Annotated in this window: 16 protein-coding genes; 6 read left to right on the top strand and 10 right to left on the bottom strand. The window is 35.1% G+C overall.

Annotated elements, in window-relative coordinates; all coding sequences use genetic code 11:
• Positions 1-101 precede the first annotated feature (101 nt).
• The gene (locus Q4496_RS15955) at positions 102-1,160 is read left to right on the top strand and encodes a trypsin-like peptidase domain-containing protein (protein ID WP_215974283.1); all 1,059 of its coding nucleotides are present in this window, start codon (positions 102-104) and stop codon (positions 1,158-1,160) included.
• 28 nt (positions 1,161-1,188) lie between these two features.
• Here Q4496_RS15955 and Q4496_RS15950 read toward each other — a convergent pair whose 3' ends face one another.
• Both Q4496_RS15950 and Q4496_RS15945 read right to left on the bottom strand, forming a co-directional pair.
• Complete coding sequence (locus Q4496_RS15950; RefSeq protein WP_252727650.1) at positions 1,189-3,765, bottom strand: EAL domain-containing protein; 2,577 nt, start codon at positions 3,763-3,765, stop codon at positions 1,189-1,191.
• Positions 3,766-3,882: 117 nt separating this feature from the next.
• The gene (locus Q4496_RS15945; RefSeq protein WP_215974282.1) at positions 3,883-4,188 is read right to left on the bottom strand and encodes a hypothetical protein; all 306 of its coding nucleotides are present in this window, start codon (positions 4,186-4,188) and stop codon (positions 3,883-3,885) included.
• Positions 4,189-4,335: 147 nt separating this feature from the next.
• Between Q4496_RS15945 and Q4496_RS15940 the strand changes: the two genes are divergently transcribed.
• The gene (locus Q4496_RS15940) at positions 4,336-5,175 is read left to right on the top strand and encodes a 2OG-Fe(II) oxygenase family protein (RefSeq protein ID WP_215974281.1); all 840 of its coding nucleotides are present in this window, start codon (positions 4,336-4,338) and stop codon (positions 5,173-5,175) included.
• Between the two features lie 58 nt (positions 5,176-5,233).
• Here the strand turns inward: Q4496_RS15940 and Q4496_RS15935 are convergent, their stop codons facing one another.
• Together Q4496_RS15935 and Q4496_RS15930 are read right to left on the bottom strand one after the other, a co-directional pair.
• Positions 5,234-5,938: a pseudouridine synthase gene (locus Q4496_RS15935; protein ID WP_303603018.1), complete on the bottom strand. Its 705-nt coding sequence runs from the start codon at positions 5,936-5,938 to the stop codon at positions 5,234-5,236.
• Positions 5,939-5,979: 41 nt separating this feature from the next.
• Complete coding sequence (locus Q4496_RS15930; protein ID WP_215974279.1) at positions 5,980-6,399, bottom strand: hypothetical protein; 420 nt, start codon at positions 6,397-6,399, stop codon at positions 5,980-5,982.
• A 217-nt stretch (positions 6,400-6,616) separates the two neighbouring features.
• On the opposite strand from Q4496_RS15930, the gene Q4496_RS15925 reads away from it, so the two are divergent.
• Complete coding sequence (locus Q4496_RS15925) at positions 6,617-6,820, top strand: cytoplasmic protein (protein WP_303610806.1); 204 nt, start codon at positions 6,617-6,619, stop codon at positions 6,818-6,820.
• Positions 6,821-6,948: 128 nt separating this feature from the next.
• Here Q4496_RS15925 and Q4496_RS15920 read toward each other — a convergent pair whose 3' ends face one another.
• The 5 genes from Q4496_RS15920 to Q4496_RS15900 form a co-directional block, all read right to left on the bottom strand.
• Entirely contained in the window at positions 6,949-7,971 is a 1,023-nt protein-coding gene (locus Q4496_RS15920; RefSeq protein ID WP_215974277.1) for an MJ1255/VC2487 family glycosyltransferase, read from the bottom strand.
• On the bottom strand, positions 7,968-8,480 hold the full coding sequence (locus tag Q4496_RS15915; RefSeq protein ID WP_252727649.1) for a phosphatase PAP2 family protein: 513 nt from the start codon (positions 8,478-8,480) through the stop codon (positions 7,968-7,970). The genes Q4496_RS15920 and Q4496_RS15915 overlap by 4 nt, the downstream gene beginning before the upstream one ends.
• Before the next feature lie 93 nt (positions 8,481-8,573).
• On the bottom strand, positions 8,574-10,289 hold the full coding sequence (locus Q4496_RS15910; protein WP_303603021.1) for a lysophospholipid acyltransferase family protein: 1,716 nt from the start codon (positions 10,287-10,289) through the stop codon (positions 8,574-8,576).
• Positions 10,290-10,470: 181 nt separating this feature from the next.
• Positions 10,471-11,277, bottom strand: a complete 807-nt coding sequence (locus tag Q4496_RS15905) for a UDP-2,3-diacylglucosamine diphosphatase (RefSeq protein WP_303610805.1) — start codon at positions 11,275-11,277, stop codon at positions 10,471-10,473.
• Between the two features lie 461 nt (positions 11,278-11,738).
• Positions 11,739-12,692 (bottom strand): GlxA family transcriptional regulator, encoded by a 954-nt coding sequence (locus Q4496_RS15900; RefSeq protein WP_252727648.1) that lies wholly within the window; start codon positions 12,690-12,692, stop codon positions 11,739-11,741.
• Between the two features lie 68 nt (positions 12,693-12,760).
• On the opposite strand from Q4496_RS15900, the gene Q4496_RS15895 reads away from it, so the two are divergent.
• Both Q4496_RS15895 and Q4496_RS15890 read left to right on the top strand, forming a co-directional pair.
• A complete protein-coding gene (locus Q4496_RS15895) occupies positions 12,761-13,324 on the top strand; it encodes a cysteine hydrolase family protein (protein WP_215974274.1) in 564 nt (187 codons plus the stop codon).
• Positions 13,325-13,968: 644 nt separating this feature from the next.
• Positions 13,969-15,687 carry an OFA family MFS transporter gene (locus tag Q4496_RS15890; RefSeq protein WP_215974273.1) on the top strand — a complete coding sequence of 573 codons (1,719 nt, stop codon included), beginning with the start codon at positions 13,969-13,971 and terminating at the stop codon, positions 15,685-15,687.
• An 84-nt stretch (positions 15,688-15,771) separates the two neighbouring features.
• On the opposite strand, the gene Q4496_RS15885 is transcribed toward Q4496_RS15890, so the two are convergent.
• A complete protein-coding gene (locus Q4496_RS15885) occupies positions 15,772-16,860 on the bottom strand; it encodes a substrate-binding domain-containing protein (RefSeq protein ID WP_303610804.1) in 1,089 nt (362 codons plus the stop codon).
• Positions 16,861-17,124: 264 nt separating this feature from the next.
• Here Q4496_RS15885 and Q4496_RS15880 point away from each other — a divergent pair, with 264 nt between their 5' ends.
• Positions 17,125-17,607, top strand: a complete 483-nt coding sequence (locus Q4496_RS15880) for an NAD(P)H-dependent oxidoreductase subunit E (RefSeq protein ID WP_215974271.1) — start codon at positions 17,125-17,127, stop codon at positions 17,605-17,607.
• The last annotated feature ends 6 nt before the right edge of the window (positions 17,608-17,613 follow it).

Genomic DNA, 17,613 nt, shown 5'->3' with positions numbered 1-17,613 from the left:
AGCCTTTTTATTTTTCTATTCGTCCAATATTTTATGCTAAACTCAAAAAATATAACAAAAATGATTATCGCAATGATAACTATTATACTGGACGCTATCCTTTGAAATTAAAACCTGCATTAAAGTACATTATAAATTCTATTAGTTATGGCGTATTATTTGCCGTTGCTTTACTTCTATTAAAGCCAAATTTGAATGACAATACTTTCATAAAACAACTTCTGAGTACCGAACAGCAAGAAACAAGCCCTCTTTCTTATGCTAAGGCTGTCAGTGTCGCTAGTCCTGCTGTAGTGAATATTTATTCTGAAGACATTATGCCAAGCTCTGTATATGGTCAGGCTGCCCGTAAAACAACCACATTAGGCTCGGGTGTTATCATGGATAGCAATGGCTATATCCTAACTAATCTGCATGTTATTCAAAATGCAGATTTAATTCATGTTGTATTGCAAAATGGCCAACAATTTCCTGCTCAAATCATTGGTTTTGATAAAATTACCGACCTTGCAGTATTGAAAGTTAACGCCAGTAATTTACCTACTATTCCACAAAAATATAATCAGCAATCGCTCGCTGGCGATATCGTTCTCGCGATAGGAAACCCTTTAAATCTAGGACAAACAGTTACGCAAGGTATCATCAGTGCTACAGGTAGAAGTGGCTTAAGTAACACTAGTTATCTAAACTTTTTACAAATGGATGCCGCTATTAATGAAGGCAACTCTGGTGGTGCTTTGGTTAATAGTAATGGTGTATTAGTTGGCATCAACTCAAGAAAATTTACTCAGTCAAACCCTCAACTAAATATTCAAGGAATTTTCTTTGCTGTTCCTTATGAACTAGCAGCTAAAATCATGCAACAAATTATTGAGAATGGTCGTGTAGTTCGTGGTTGGCTGGGTATTTCTGCGACTCAATATTCTACAGATGCAAAAGGAATTGTCGTTGAAGAGGTAAGTCCAAATAGCCCAGCAAAAGTAGGCAACATTCAAGTAGGTGATATTCTGTACCAGATAGGATCTCAACCTATAAATAGTATTGTACAAGCACTAGATATAGTTGCTGAAACAAAACCAAATACAACATTAATATTTAAACTGTACCGCCAAGGAAAAATTATCGAAACAAATATTACTATTGCTGAGTTTACTAATTAACTAGCGTATAACTTGCTAAAATAATTTATTAATGGCTTAAGATATATTGTTCCATTTCATCTGCGGGCATAGGTTTCGCGTAATAAAAACCTTGCCCATATAAACAATCCATTTTTTGAAGTAATTGTGCATTTTCAAGACTTTCAATGCCTTCACCTATGGTGGCCATACCAAGACTTGTCGCTAGATCAATAATAGTTTTGATAATAGCTCTACTATTATTCTGTTCATGAAAGTTATTAATAAAAGAGCGATCTATTTTCAAAACATCGATAGGAAATTGATGTAAATAACTTAAACTTGAATACCCAGTACCAAAATCATCAAGTAATATTTTAACACCTAAACGTTTGAGCGCTTTCATATTAGATAACACAATTTCGGTATTTTCCAACAGCGCTCGCTCTGTTAACTCAACCCTTAAATTCTCTGGCTTCAAACCAGTTTCTATCAATATACGTTCAATATCATCAGGTAATGTCGCACTAAAAAACTGATTACAAAATAAATTACAGCTAACATATAAGTCATGACGTAATAACGTGTCTTGCCATAATTTCAACTGCTGACACGATTTTTTCAATATTTGAAAATCAATTGCTTGCACTAAATTGGTTTCTTCGGCTAACGGAATAAACTCATCTGGATACACAAAGCCACGCTTATGGCTTGGCCAGCGAGCTAAGGCCTCAAAGCCTTTTATTTCTTCATTATTTAGCTGTATTATAGGTTGATAGTAAGGAATAAACTCTTCCCACTCAATCGCTTCCCTAATATCCGCTTCCAGAGAGAGTGCATTTTGTACTCTTTGATGCATACTTGCATCAAAAACTTCATAACGTCCCTTACCATTGCCCTTAGCATGATACATTGCAGTATCGGCATCTCTTAGCATAGTATCTGCATCATTGTAGCGTTTGTCACTAAACAAAATACCAATACTAGTTCCAGTGAATACTAATTGGTTATTAATAACAAAAGGCTCGGTAAGAAAATCAGTTATTCGTTGAGCTATATCAAAGGCTTTCTGATCTGATTCGAGATCTTCAATTAAAATAACAAACTCATCACCACCAAGTCTAGCAACAGTATCTTTACCACGTAAAATAGAAGACAACTCATAGGCTATAAGTTTTAATAATGTATCTCCAGCTTGGTGACCTAAACTATCATTAACAACTTTAAAACGATCCAAATCTAAAAATAATACCGCAAAGGATAACTCTGGCTTTCGTTTGTTGCAGGCAATAGCATGATTTAATAGGTCAAGAAATACAGCTCTATTAGGTAGACCTGTTAAACTATCGTGTGAAGCGGTGTGTTTTAATTTTTTTTCAGCTTGCTTACGTTGCAGAATTTCTTCTTCAAGCGCTAAGGTTCTTAGTTTGACTTGTTCCTCTAAGAGCTCATGGTTTTGTCTTTCTATTTCCGACATTTCTCGGCGTTTAATCGCAGAAGAAACATGATTAGAAACAAAATTAAGTAATTCTGCATCTTGTTCACTATAAATAGTACGAGGAGAATAACTTTGAATCACCATAACGCCTAATAGCTTTCCAACATAAAGTAAGGGAACCCCTAGCCAAGACTGTTCATCAGAAGTAGGCTTTCGAGTTTGACCACTCTCAAACAGCTCTTGCATATCTTGCTTCGTTAAAAGAACCGTTTTTTGCTGACGAATAACCAGCTCAGAATAATGATCTGATAGCTTTCTTTTTTTGAAATAATTTCGATCATGGTTTGACTCTTCATCGACAACATAAACATACTCAATCGTGTCACTTTCTTCATCGTATTTAGCAATAAAGAAATTAGTTGCGTTAATGAGCTGGCCAACAATATTGTGTACTTTCGAATAAAAAGCATCGATATCAAAACTAGCATCATTCGCTAACTCTGAAATTCGATATAAGGACTCTTGTAATAATTCGGACTTTTCTCGTTCCCGAATTTGTGCCATTAATTCTTGTGTACGTGCGTTTACAGCACTGGTTAAGCGCTCTTTATCTTGTAGACGGATCATAGCACTAACTACATGTTGACCAGTAAAAGTCAGCATATTTAAGTCTTGCTCAGTATACCTAACTTTTTCATTGTAACTTTGTACAACCATCACTCCAATAACTAAATCATTATGTAATAACGGCACACCAACCCAATCAGTTCCAGTTGAACCATGCTGCGTTATTTTACCGTTTTCATAGAGTTGTTTCTCTAATGATGGATTTACTAAGAGGGGCTGTGATGACTCTATCACCAGATGGGTAAAAGAGCCTGCAAGGGCATCATAATCTATAACACCTTCAGGCCTTTCATCTTTTTCATCTACATGATAAACAAACTCAAGTGTATTAAAAGTTTGATCATAAGTAACAACATAGAAATTCTCAGCCGTCATTAATGAGGCTATAGTTTTATGGACTTTAGGATAGAAATGGTTTAAATCTTCACACTCTTGAGATAATTTATTCAAATTAAACAAGGCATTATAACGCAACTGCAAATCTTGATGTTCTGATTGTAAAGTCAGAAGTGCTTGTTCCGCTGTTTCTTCTTTCTTAAGTTTAGCAGTGTCCATATTATTTTTTAAAGATCCATTAGACATAAATAAAAATCACCATTTCTACTACTTTCAATTTAATTCCATCAAGTGTATATAAGCATAATATCTCGACGAAAAAATTCACTCTGATAATGCTAAAATGACTGAATGATATAGGTATTATTTATTGTTAGCTTCCTCATTCATATTTTTTATAATTTCTTTTCTTTTGTGTTTATTACCACAAATAGCTTGTTGCTTTTCATCACGGTAATAACGAATATCAATACAATCTTGCTGGTATCTGCGCTCAAGTTCAGTACGAATTAACGGTTGCCCTTTAGTGTTCACTATTTGACGATGTAATGCTTGGCATTGTTGAATTTGTTCTGATGCTAACGTGATATCTTCACAAGTCTCATTATTACTTGAGCAAGCGGCTAAAAAAAGAACCAAAAATATAACTGAAAAAAAAGATAACTTCATGTTGTGTTTCACTTATTTATATTACAAATTTATTATTGAGCACATTATATAGCAAAGCATTAAAAAATCGTTATTATTTGTTTATATGCTTGATGATAGCTAATATCCGTTTACAATTGGCTTATACTTTACCTTAAAGAGAAAAAAATGACACTATCCGTTGTTGATTACACTGCTAAGAACGCACCAGAGCTGTTTGTGAAAAGCCTGAGAGAAACAGGATTTGGCGTATTAAAAAACCATCCTATTCAGCAATCTTTAGTTGAATCTATTTATCTTAATTGGCAAGAATTTTTTAATAGTCACGCCAAACAAGAGTTTGCTTTTGATGTTGAAAAACAAGATGGCTATTTTTCTTCTGAGATTTCAGAAGTAGCTAAAGGCCATACTCAAAAAGATATTAAAGAATATTTTCATGTTTACCCATGGGGCCGTATTCCTGATTCATTAAAAGATGAAATACTCAACTATTACCAATTAGCGTCTAACTTAGCCAGTGAACTATTAGACTGGGTGGAAGCCTATAGCCCTGAAGACGTAGCAAAAAACTATTCTCAACCGTTGTCTAGCATGATTAAAGATACACCAAATACGCTATTACGCATTTTGCATTATCCTCCATTAACTGGCGATGAAGAAGCTGGCGCAATAAGAGCTGCTGCTCACGAAGATATTAACTTGTTAACTATATTACCAGCAGCAAATGAACCAGGCTTACAGGTACAGTGCCAAGATGGTAGCTGGATAAATGTCCCTAGTGACTTTGGTAATTTAATTATTAATATAGGTGATATGTTACAAGAAGCATCAGGAGGGTACTTTCCTTCAACTACTCACCGTGTCATTAACCCTACCGGTAAAGCTAGCACAAAGTCACGTATTTCATTGCCGCTTTTCTTACACCCTTGTAGTGATGTAAAATTGTCAGATCAACATACTCAAGCCAGTTACCTACTTGAACGCCTACGCGAACTAGGTGTTAAATAAACGGCTCCCTGAATGAGTAAATTGGGAAATATCAATAATAGCGTTAGTAAATAAGTGATTAAATACTAACGTTAATTAGCTTACTTTCTCCTAAGCTCAAACTCTCATCTAAAACGTACTTACCAATGGATGTTCGATGTAAAGCTGTCACAGGGTTATTAAAGCGACCAAACATTCTTTTTATTTGATGATAACGCCCTTCTGTTAAGATAACTTCCGCCTGATATTGATTAATAATAGTCAAGGCGACTGGCTGAGTTGTAATATTTTCATAAGCAAAGTACATACCTGCAGAAAAAGCTGCAATATATTCTTGTGTTAATGGGTTTTGCAACGTAACTAAATAATGTTTAGCTACTTTGCTTTTTGGGGATGTTAATTTTTCAGACCAACGGCTATCATTAGTTAACAACACCAAACCTGATGTATTTAAATCTAAGCGCCCAACAATATGTAAACTCGCTTTTTCTTCAGCCGATAATAGTTCACCTAATAAGTCTATAACTGTTATATGTTTACTATCTTTGGTAGCGCACACAACCCCGATAGGCTTATACAACATAACGTACAAAGGTTGGTGTTGCTGAATAATCTTATTATCTAATGAAATAACAGAAAATTTATCAATAGATAAGGCAATATCTGTCGCGATCACCCCATCTACAGTTACTCTTTTTTGTGCTAATAATAAACGCACTTTTTTCCGATTAATTTGACAAGTTTCACTAATAAAGCGATCTAGACGAGCACGATTTATAGACATAATATAATAGTTACTAAATTAAAAAAGTTAATTTGATGAGACTAAATAGTATCTAAAGTTAACTGCTTAGCAACTAAATTAAGTACTTTTTGTAGTTTAATATGGAGCAACCCAGCAAGTATTTTATGCTGCTGGTTTAACATAGAAAACTCTGAATCAGTAATAGCAATATAGCAACTTAGTGTTTGATTTTTTTCACTGTTATTGTAATAGCTAAAAACATCATCGCTATAATTCTTTATTTCTGATTGAGCTTGGGCTTGTTTATGTATAGTAAAGCTGCTCGCTGTTTCTATAAATAGTTTAACGCTAAGCACAGCTTCTTCATTACCATACCAATTAGCAGTCATCGTTTGAAAATTAAATTGTGCTTCAAGTTTATTACATACCGATCTTATTTTAGTAAATTGCTGTACTAAATCATTACAAACAGAAATCGAAATAGGTAATTGTTCTGACATATTTTAGACTCAATTTAAAGCGACACATAAACGATATTATATCGTCAAACTATAATTAAAGCACGATGAGTAAGTGATTACCTAGAGACGATAAAAGAGCTCAAAAGTGAATAAATACTATCTTGATAAACTTTGCTATAATCTAAGTAAAGTTTTTTGTGAATAAGCCGATATATGGTTATTGAACATAATTATTAATTCATTCTGGAGTAGCGCTATGGCTATCAATATTACTAATGCACCAAGTTTCGCCCCCGAAAATAGCGGTAACGGTACAATTTTATCTGTTGCCGTAAAAGCAAAAGAGGTAGCCGAAGCTGAAGGAGAAATGGCATTGCAATTAATTCAAAGTGCAGCCCCTGTAGCTAGTTCAAACAATACAACTGCCAGCATTGGACAAAACATCAATATTAAAGCTTAACTCTATACGTTTAATAAGCTCATTTTAAAGACAGTTTATTCCATAATTATCATCGTTGATAAGCTATTCTTACTTTATCAAAGGGAATGATTTTCTTTGTCAGTCAGCTATGGGCTCTGCCCCCTGTTTTATTCATATTGTTGCCATAAAGAAGCTGCTACTTTGTCAATTGGCAATCTTTGTTCACTAAGTAACCATTTTACTATTTCAAAAGCTACATCAGGTGTCTTTTTATTTATTCTAGGCTTACACTTTTCCAGCCAATCAGCGACAATATCTTCATCTAATGTCCGCATTACCTCAGCAAATTTAAGATCATGTAATGCAAGTGCATTCGACTCTTGCTCCATTTGACCTTGTAATGGTTTAACGAGTAAAGGCAGCCCTAAATGCAAACATTCACTGATTAATTCAAAACCGCTATTTGATATAACCGCGCTAGCACGACACAAATCTTGTTTAAACCCTGCATAACAAGTGGCTCTTATCGATACATTCTTATCTTCGGTATTATTAACATCAGGAGAATATTGGATAAAATGTTTACTTGGAAATTGTTGTAATAACGTGGTTACTTTACTTTGATTTTCAAAGGGAAGATAAACTAAAACTACATCTTCATCCATTTTTCCAGTAAGACCGACATCAATAATTGGCGGTAAAATGGATTGCTCAAAAGGTGCCCAGTGCAGCCCAATAGAATCCTTTGCTGGCGCAAAGTAATTCATCACGAATTCAGCGAGTAAACTTTTTCCGGCTCGCGGTGTATTATGACCAAAAGCATATTGATGCCCAATACCAAGTACTGGCTTTTTCTTTAGCTTTGCAGCCCAAGCGGTCACAGGTTCAAAATCGGTAATAATTAAATCATAATCGTCAATTGCCAACGTATGAGCATCATAAATAAATCGTAAAAAATTGTTATTGAATGCGGTTGCTAAATAATTAACTTTGCCATTTTGAACAATAAAAGTAAGCCCTTGTTTATAAATAAAATCACCAAAGATCTCCATATCAAAGAGCTTATCTTTAGGGCGGCCAGAAAAAAGAAAAGTCACCTCGACACCATTTTCTTTTAATTGCTTAGCCATAATTCGACTTCGAGCTATATGACCATTCCCTGTGGCTTGAACACCATATAATATTTTCACACCATCACCACAACATAAGCAATACTACTTCCTAAAGTAGCCCCTACCAGCGTATCTGTTGGAAAATGAACACCAAGTATTACCCGTGATATTGCAACACTCGTTGCCCAAAAATAAAGTGGTGATGCAATTAAACCTAGCTCAAGCACACATAAGTTAGCTAATAGAAATGCTGCCATGGTATGTCCAGAAGGAAAGCTAAACTGATCAGAGGCTTCAATTACACTGGTGAAGCCTGTCACTATTTCAGGTGGGCGCCTACGCTTTAAGCTATTTTTTAATACAAAATATAATAACCGCTCTATAGCACAAGCCCAAAGCAATATAATAACAAAGCGCTTTCCTTCTTGAGGACTTATTAGCCAATAGCATAATGGCAGTAGAAACTGCATATAACCATCACCCGTTCGAGAAATAATACGAACCATGGCAATAAACTGAGGATAAAATCGAGATTTTCTACACCATAATAATACACGAAGATCATACTGATAAATGTCATTTAGCATAGCCATTTCCTCTAGTTTCTTTGTTATATGTAGTAGTTGAATACTGCTCTCTTAAAGAGAATTTATCTAACAATCAAGCGAATCACACTAGAATTATTGATGCTTTTCAATATAACGAATGCGTTTTTTAGTAAGCAATTTATCAAGATCAACCACCACTAAACCATCAACACAATCATTAAAATCTGGATCAATATTAAATGCTGAAAAACTGACACCGCCCTCTTCACATAAAGAAGAATATTGCTTATAAAGTGTTGGTACACTTACACCACAATTCGCCAATAAATGCTTTAAAGTTACAAAATCTTTTTCTTTATCAGCACCATCAAATGCTGCAAGAAGTTCACCTTTTTCCATATCGTCAAGTTGAAAAGGTATTTTCGCTTTCGCTATCATTTCTTCACTCGGAAAATAATGCTGGTAGTAATGTACAAGTAAATTTTTGGCCGGTGTTGGTAAAGCATTACTAATACTGACAGGCCCAAACAAATAACGATATTGCGGGTTTTTAGCTACAAACGCCCCTATTCCGACCCATAAATAGTCTAAACTTCGTTTTCCCCAATATTTTGGTTGAACAAAACTACGGCCTAACTCTAAGCCTTTGGCAAAGATTGGTGCCATACTGGGTTGATAATCAAATAACGTATTAGTATATATACCCTGAGATTGTGAGTTATCGATTAACTTCTGAGTTTCAGCAAAGCGATAGGCACCTACAACTTCTAAATCATCGTCGTCCCATAAAATCAAATGTAAATAATCTAGATCATACCCATCAACATCTCGACGCTTCCCCGTACCTTCGCCCACTAAACGAAAAGCAACTTCCCTAAGTCTGCCAATTTCGCGCATAATAGGTGAACAGCCTTGCTGACGATAAAGTAATATTTTCTTACCGTCTGCAGTATTACCCAATAACTCACACTGGCGAATAGCCGATCTAAGCTCAGCGCGATTCTCTGGATGAGCAATGGCTTTTTCTGTTTTTAATATTTCAGCTTTATTTCGAGCAATATTATACAAATGCTTTTTAAACAGTTTAACTTTACTGACTTGCGGCACATCAAGAGAATCAAAATATTCAAATGGAATAACATCACCAATTTTAATATTCATGCGTTTGTGCGCTTGTTTGAACATTTCCTTAATCAAGAGTAACGTAGACAATGGTTTGTACACTGCTGATATTGCATAGAAAAAAGCAGAATTTCGTGCATCCATATACACTGGAAGAATAGGCGATTGCGTAGCGGTAGCAAAATTAAGAAATCCTTTATGCCAACTACCATCACGTATCCCACTAGCTCCCATACGAGAGACCTCTCCTGCAGGAAAAATAATCACAGCCCCCTCGTTATTCAGGTGTTGGTATATGGCTTCAAGATTTTTTTTCGGCGTTTTATTACCCATATTATTCACGGGTAACAATAGAGAATGCAATGGTTTAACATTCATTAATAAGTCGTTGGCAACTACTTTAAAGTCTGGCCTAACTTCACTGATCATCTTTATTAGTGCAGCACCATCTAACGTGCCGATAGGATGATTCGCGATAATAATAACTTTACCGGTCGCCGGAATTTTTTCTCTATCTTTATCGCTGACACAGTAACCAAAATCAAAGTGATCGAGCATTGCTTCGGCAAAGTCTAGCCCCTTGGCATATGGATATTGTTTTTCGATAGTCAGTAAGGCTTTTTCATGCAACAGATAACGTAAAATGTTTCTGATACTTTTGCTCATCAATGACTGATGATTCATTTTTGGTAGGCTGTCACTAACAACTTGATCGACATTAAACATGTTCATTCCGCCATAATCAGATATTCACTGATTACTCAGAATATAGTACTTTTATGGCTAATATTTGACGTTTAAATGACAACTTTATGACATATTAATAAGTAATTAAACAACAGGAAAGTGTAGCGCCCGCTAAAGCATTATTGTTAATACTAACATCAAAAAATATTAATTCTTTAAGCTATGCAACCTTACGCCCTTTCGTGCCGTGTTTTTCAGGTACAATGTTAATAAGGTTACTAACATTATTAATTTTAGCCCAATAAACAAGTGATAAGTCTCCCCTGCTAGACTCTACTAACGCTGAACAGTTTTCAATCCAATCACCGTCATTTAGATACAGAATACCAGCTTCTTCAACGATTTCGGGGTGATGAATATGCCCACAAACAACACCATCAAAACCTTGTTTTTTTGCGGTATCGCAACACGCCTTTCTATATCGCGCTATTGCCTTGCCAGCCCCTTTCAATTTTCCTTTAATATAACTAGCTAATGACCAATAAGGCTGGCCTGATTTTACTCGAGCCCAGTTATACCAACGATTTAAAAACAACAAAAAATCATACAATAGATCCCCAACCCATGAATGCACAGGCCCAAAACAAACTTGTTGGTCAAACTGATCACCATGTAAAACCAGAAGTTTTTTACCTTGAGCTGTTATGTGTGTATAACTTCTATGAATCTCGATATCACCAAAATTCATTCCATCATACTTTTGAAGGGGTTCATCATGATTTCCTGGTAAATAAATAACGCGAGTGCCCTCTGAAGGCAAAGAGAGTAGTTTATGAAATAAGTTATTATGCGCTTTCGGCCAACGAAATTGTTTAGACATAGCCCACATATCGACAATATCGCCCACAAGATATAAGGTCTCTATTTGACTATGAATAAGAAAATCTAATAAATACTCAGCCTTACAGTCTTTACAACCTAAATGAATATCAGACAACCAAACAGTTTTATAATGCGTTTTTGACATAATAATTCCTATAATGAGTCATTATGGGCAAGGCTAATAAACGTTTCTTACAGTAGTGTGACTATTTTTTGAACATATCATGACAAGACATATGATGTAAGCAAGAAAGCCTAATATTGCGTGTTGATTTTTCTTTTGATCATAAGAAAATCAAGCAAAAAAAAACGTTTACCTGAAATCAAGTAAACGCATTATAAAAACATGAAACACTAAGGGAATAAGTATCTTCATATAGTAAGAGTAGTTATTCGTCTTAAAGTTCCCAATACCATGAAAATAATTAAACTTTATATTTTTTATAAAATTTAATTATCATTAAATAGAAAAAACACTTACCACATATAATGCTAAGACCCTTAACTTAATAACATTTTTTTGTGATACTTACTTTTAGAATACTAATTTTCAGCAAGCTAACTTTAAAAGTACTGATTGCCATATTACGCTCTATTTCATACCCCCTAAACAAATCTGGCCCTAAAAGCTGTAGGTGTTAGCCCTATTGTTTTAATAAATACCTTACGAAAACTATTTACATCATCATAACCTATGCTATGAGCAATTTGCTCAAAGCTTTGTGTTGTTGATTCTAATGATTCACATGCTTTTTGCACTCTAACTCTTTGAATATACTCAAAAGGCTTTATTGTTGTCGCATGAGTAAAATGACGTAAAAATGTTCGCTCGCTCATGCAAGCGACAACAGCCAAATCAGCCATCTTTAGTGATATATTATAATTTGCTTGTATATAATATTGAGCTTTTAAAATTTGATGATTGCCATGGCTAAATTTAGGTGTAAAAGTCTCATAGTAGCGCTGCTCTCTTTTACCTGTATCTACAATAAGGTACTTTCCAAGCTTACGCATAATATTTGGCCTAGAAAATTGGGCGACGATTTCTAACCCTAAATCAATCCATGATGTAAGCCCGCCAGCACTAATTATGTCTCCATCATTTATCAATAAACGCTCTATTTGGAGTGATACTTTGGGGTACTGATCCTTAAATTTATCGGCTAATTGCCAGTGTGTTGTCGCTATCCTGTTATCCAACAACCCTGTTTTGGCAAGTATAAATGCGCCTGCACAAGTAGAGCATAATATCGTTCCTCTCTTGTGCGCCTCTTTGATAAATTGTAATAACGCTGGTTGAGGCTTATTGTGATAACTATCATCTAAGCTAGGAGGAAGAATAACTATATCACTTTGAACCACACCTACTAATTCCTCGCTTGGTTTCACAATTAAAACTGTAAATTGCATATCAAGCTCGCTATCTCTAATTATCTGATTAGATAATAAAAATAGTTCTTGTAAGCCGTGAACTGCACTTTGTAGCGCGTTAGGGTAATCAATAATTATTACACAAATAGACTTTGTCATTTTTGCACTGTTTAATGGCAATTTCGCCATAGGCATTCTTAAGAAGGATTTCGCATAATACCTTTAACAAAACAGTGAAACAACACAAGAGGGTTATTATGTCTACTATTGCTTTATTATTAATTGATTTTCAAAACGACTATTTTTCAAGCTACAATGGAGCTAAATGGGCGCTGTCTGGTACTGAGACAGCATCATTAAATGCAGCAACTCTATTAACTAAATTTCGCCAGAAAAAATTACCTGTCATTCATGTTCGTCATGAATTTCCTTCTAATGATGCTCCATTTTTTTTACCTGAATCTAAAGGTGCACAAATTCACAACAGCCTTACGCCGCTTGAAAGTGAACCTGTTATTTTGAAACATCAAATTAATAGCTTTAAAGATACGGACCTACAAAAAATCATTAATGATCTTAATGTAGATAAATTAATTATTGTTGGTGCAATGAGTCATATGTGTATTGATGCTGTTACCCGTGCAGCTGTAGATTTTGGCTATGAGTGCCATGTTGCTCACGATGCTTGTGCGACATTAGATCTCGAGTTTAATGGTGTCATAGTGCCGGCAACTCAGGTTCATCATGCATTTATGGCTGCATTAAACTTTGGATATTGTAATGTAGATAGCACTGATAAATTATTAACGTTAGTTAATTAGCAGAGCAAAATTTATATTGTTATAGTGGATGGCATATTCAATTAAATGTTAATTATTGTTCAAAAAAGTAATAGTTTATGTAGGATAAATATGCGATTTAACAGCATAACGTTTTTGTTATAAGCTTTATATACTGCATTATTTAATTTTAATCGGTAATGAATTACACCGCATTCATTACCGATTTTTTATGAATTATTTAAGACCTTATCATCACTATTTTTTAGTTAAAGCCAGCTAAAAATCAAGCTTAACAATATGAAAGTTTGTTCATATTTTAATGGTAATATTCCAGTGCTATACTTTTTTGACTAATAAAAAGACAGATATGAAATTAAATTCATATCTCTTATGTTAGTGAAACTAAAGTGATTAAATTGATTATTAAAAATAATATAAAAATTATAATTATCCTTAGTTATAAGATTTTATAAAAATAAAAATTCAATTTAATTATTCCTTTTTATATTTAGCGCCGCTTCACTATGAATAATTTAGAACAAAAAATAACGGTAAAGCATTATCTATTTTGTCGAGCAAAATAATATTCGCTCTTAAATATGTAGTGTCATTATCATTCATAGGTGTTCTAGCTGCTTAAGTATAAATATTTATATCAGGCTGTAGCTATAAGGTATTAAATAATGTCGAATAAAAGTGGGGGCTTTTTTTCTTTCTTAATGAAAGATAAAATAATTGCTAAATCGGGGTTTAATCGCTGGCTAGTCCCGCCAGCATCTATTGCAATTCATTTATGTATTGGTTCTGTTTACGCATGGAGTATATTTAATCCTGCGCTAATTAGGGAGTTAGGGGTCGTTACTAGCTCATCTGGCGACTGGTCATTAAGTAATGTCGTTTGGATATTCTCTGTTGCTATTGTTTTTCTTGGCTTATCTGCTGCTGTCGCTGGAAAGTGGCTCGAAGAAGTTGGCCCTCGTTGTGTTGGTGTTACCGCCGCATTTCTTTGGGGCGGTGGCTTTATCATTGGTAGTTTTGGTATATCTACCCATCAATTATGGCTTGTTTACTTAGGCTATGGTGCCCTTGGCGGGTGTGGCCTAGGTTTAGGTTATGTTTCCCCTGTATCCACCTTGCTCCGTTGGTTCCCAGATAAGCGAGGGATGGCTACCGGTATGGCTATTATGGGTTTTGGTGGTGGTGCCATGATCGGCGCACCTCTCATCTCCTCGTTATTAAAATTCCATGCTGTAGCACCGACTTATCTAGGTACCGAAAGTAGTGTAAAACTAATAACTGAGGCAGGTAAGCGTTTTGCAGAAACAGCTTCTGGCACAGTAGAAGTTATTGTGGCAACCGCGCATGAAGCCGCGGAAATGGCCTTTCCTGGTGATGCAGGTGTTTATGTTGTTGGTACTGGTGATACTGGTGCAGCAGGCACATTTTTAACATTAGGCATTGTGTATTTTATTGTAATGATTGTCGCATCACTCTCATACCGTGTTCCTCCTGAGGGCTGGACCCCTGATGGGTGGACCCCTCCAGATAAAGATGCATCTGCCAAAAGCATGATTACCCATAACAATGTACATATTGATCAAGCATTAAAAACACCGCAATTCTGGAAATTATGGGTTGTTCTTTGCTTCAACGTAACGGCAGGTATTGGCGTTATAGGTGTTGCTAAAACCATGATGGTTGATATTTTTGGCTCAACGTTGCCTGATGTAGCGACCGCAACCTTTGCCGGCACTTATGTACTCATGATTTCGGTATTTAATATGTGTGGTAGATTTTTCTGGGCATCAATTTCCGATTTCATTGGAAGGAAAAACACTTACCATTTCTTCTTCGTATTAGGGACTATGCTCTACTTATCGATACCTTATGCTGCCTCTCAAGTAAGTGCTGATCCATCTACGGTATGGTTAATTATGTTCTACGCCGCAACAATGGTTATTTTCACTATGTATGGTGGCGGTTTTTCAACTATTCCAGCTTACTTAGCTGATATATTTGGTACTTTGCATGTTGGCGGAATACATGGCCGCTTACTTACAGCATGGGCTACAGCAGGTGTTCTTGGTCCATTTGCTATTACATACCTAAGAAATATGTCTGTGAATGATGCGATAGCCGATTTGGTTTCAAAAATAGATCCTGCGGTATTTCAAGCTAAATTTGGCTCTGCCGTTAGTCAGTTAAATGAGCTTGTTGCCGCAAAAACAGTAACCGTAAGTAATTTAATGGAATTAGTTCCAGCGGGTACTGTTGATCCAACACCAAGTTTATATAATAGCACTATGTATGCTATGGCTGGTTTATTAGTTATTGCTTTTTTTGCTAACTTAACAATTCGTCCTGTAGCCGCTAAACATCATGTGGAAAATACGCATGGTTAACAGTTAGTATTTGACTGATAAAGAACAATAAAAGCCGCGTTAACTTATAGTTAAAGCGGCTTTTATATATTTATTTAGAGAATATTATAAATCCCAAGGTAGCATATCTTCTAAATCTGCAATATCACCACAAGCGGTCGACTCATAGCCAGCTAACTTTGCTACTTCCTCATGAAACTTATCACTTTTTATTTCAGTAATTAAACGCTTTACCGAGAGTTCTTTTAGGGTATTTTGATGACAAACCAATACATAATGTTCAGTCGTTAATGGAATGAAATCCAAACCAAATTGACGTGCAGCAGTTTCAATTCCAATACCGACATCTGCCATCCCTGAAGCGACATAAGCAGCTATAGCTGAGTGTGTAAATTCAAACCGATCAAAGCCAATAACATCATTAGACTCAATTGATGACCTTGCTAATAATTCATCTATCAATAATCGTGTACCTGAGTGTTTTTGGCGATTAATAAATTTAACACTACTCTTTTTTAAATCTTCGATTTTAGAAATATTTTTAGGGTTATCTTTTTGAACTATCAAGCCTTGTTTACGTGTAACAAAGCGAATCACTTTATAGGTATTTGCTTTAAAGTATTTACTATAAATATCAATCAACCTTTGGCTAACAATATCAGTAGGTAAGTGAAATGCAGCTATATTACACTCACCTTTACTTAACGCGTCAAATGATTCTTCATAACTTCGGTATTGCAGATCTAATTTAAATTTATTAGTAAAGTTAGGTAGTAAAGCAATAGCATAACCATAGCTTGCTGCAATCTTTAACAAAGGCTCCTTAACCATTAAATGTTTTTGTATTTCTAAATTTAATTCTGACGCAATACTGATTAATTGAGGTTCAAATCGTGCTTGAGCTCTTTGTTCAGCCCAAAGTAACTTCTCACCTAGCGGTGTTAACAACGCCCCCCTTCCTTTTTTTAATTCAACTAAATCAGAACCGAAAAAATCAGTCCACTTTTTTAATACATTCCAAACATGGCGATAAGACATGCCTAATTTACTGGCAGCTACGGTCAATTTTCCAGAATGATGCACAGAGCTGAGCAACACAAAAAGTCGAGGATCTACATACTCGCCCTGTTCGTCATAAAATGACCATGCTGGTTTAATTTGAATTCTTTTTGATAACACTATTTTATCGGTCATTTTTCACCTTTTATTATTTTAGTTTTGAAGTTTAATTGTTTTAACCATTGATAATTATTTGTTTCACTACTCTATAATTTTTATATTTAGTAGTTAAATCATATCTTTAAATAGAGCAAAAAAAGAACTCATTTATGAAATATTGTTCATATTCTTATAGCAAACCAATGGTGATATAGTCAGCGTATAAAAAGAACTATAGACAATAACAAATATGCAGCTTAGTTCATATATGTATTTTGTCACAACCATCCAGGAGTTTGTATGCAAATCGAATTATCTTCCCCATTGTCCAGTGTGGAAAACATCATTGATTCTTTAAAAAATAAAAAAGGCTCTTTGCTGCCTATATTACATGCTATTCAAAAAGAAGTAGGCTATATAGCACCTCAGGCTATAGAGAGAATAGCGACAAAGTTGAAACAAACACCAGCAGAGATTCATGGTGTCATTAGTTTTTATCATCAATTTCGTATAGCCCCTCCAAGTGACTATCAGATTCAGATTTGCCGAGCAGAAGCTTGTCAATCTCGAGGGAGTAGGCAGCTTGAAGAACACGCCAAAGATCTTTTAAATATTGACTACCACGAAATGACAAATGATAAAAAATTCAGTTTGGATAGCGTTTATTGTCTAGGTAACTGCGCAACAGGACCTAACATTCGAGTTAATGATGATCTTCATGGTCGCATTTCTAATGAAAAATTTGAACAGATCATTGCTAATTTAAACAGCAAATCTAAGTGAGATAGA

The organism is Colwellia sp. 5_MG-2023 (assembly GCF_030547795.1).
GTDB lineage: Bacteria > Pseudomonadota > Gammaproteobacteria > Enterobacterales > Alteromonadaceae > Colwellia.
Note: the sequence above shows the minus strand (reverse complement) of the source record. Positions and strands in the feature narration are given on the sequence as shown.

Excerpts from the sequence above, each read along its gene's own strand:
- Q4496_RS15950 (WP_252727650.1), bottom strand. The coding sequence starts at position 3,765 with ATGTCTAATGGATCTTTAAAAAATAATATGGACACTGCTAAACTTAAG.
- Q4496_RS15945 (WP_215974282.1), bottom strand. The coding sequence starts at position 4,188 with ATGAAGTTATCTTTTTTTTCAGTTATATTTTTGGTTCTTTTTTTAGCC.
- Q4496_RS15940 (WP_215974281.1), top strand. The coding sequence starts at position 4,336 with ATGACACTATCCGTTGTTGATTACACTGCTAAGAACGCACCAGAGCTG.
- Q4496_RS15935 (WP_303603018.1), bottom strand. The coding sequence starts at position 5,938 with ATGTCTATAAATCGTGCTCGTCTAGATCGCTTTATTAGTGAAACTTGT.
- Q4496_RS15930 (WP_215974279.1), bottom strand. The coding sequence starts at position 6,399 with ATGTCAGAACAATTACCTATTTCGATTTCTGTTTGTAATGATTTAGTA.
- Q4496_RS15925 (WP_303610806.1), top strand. The coding sequence starts at position 6,617 with ATGGCTATCAATATTACTAATGCACCAAGTTTCGCCCCCGAAAATAGC.
- Q4496_RS15915 (WP_252727649.1), bottom strand. The coding sequence starts at position 8,480 with ATGCTAAATGACATTTATCAGTATGATCTTCGTGTATTATTATGGTGT.
- Q4496_RS15910 (WP_303603021.1), bottom strand. The coding sequence starts at position 10,289 with ATGTTTAATGTCGATCAAGTTGTTAGTGACAGCCTACCAAAAATGAAT.
- Q4496_RS15905 (WP_303610805.1), bottom strand. The coding sequence starts at position 11,277 with ATGTCAAAAACGCATTATAAAACTGTTTGGTTGTCTGATATTCATTTA.
- Q4496_RS15900 (WP_252727648.1), bottom strand. The coding sequence starts at position 12,692 with ATGGCGAAATTGCCATTAAACAGTGCAAAAATGACAAAGTCTATTTGT.
- Q4496_RS15895 (WP_215974274.1), top strand. The coding sequence starts at position 12,761 with ATGTCTACTATTGCTTTATTATTAATTGATTTTCAAAACGACTATTTT.
- Q4496_RS15890 (WP_215974273.1), top strand. The coding sequence starts at position 13,969 with ATGTCGAATAAAAGTGGGGGCTTTTTTTCTTTCTTAATGAAAGATAAA.
- Q4496_RS15885 (WP_303610804.1), bottom strand. The coding sequence starts at position 16,860 with ATGACCGATAAAATAGTGTTATCAAAAAGAATTCAAATTAAACCAGCA.
- Q4496_RS15880 (WP_215974271.1), top strand. The coding sequence starts at position 17,125 with ATGCAAATCGAATTATCTTCCCCATTGTCCAGTGTGGAAAACATCATT.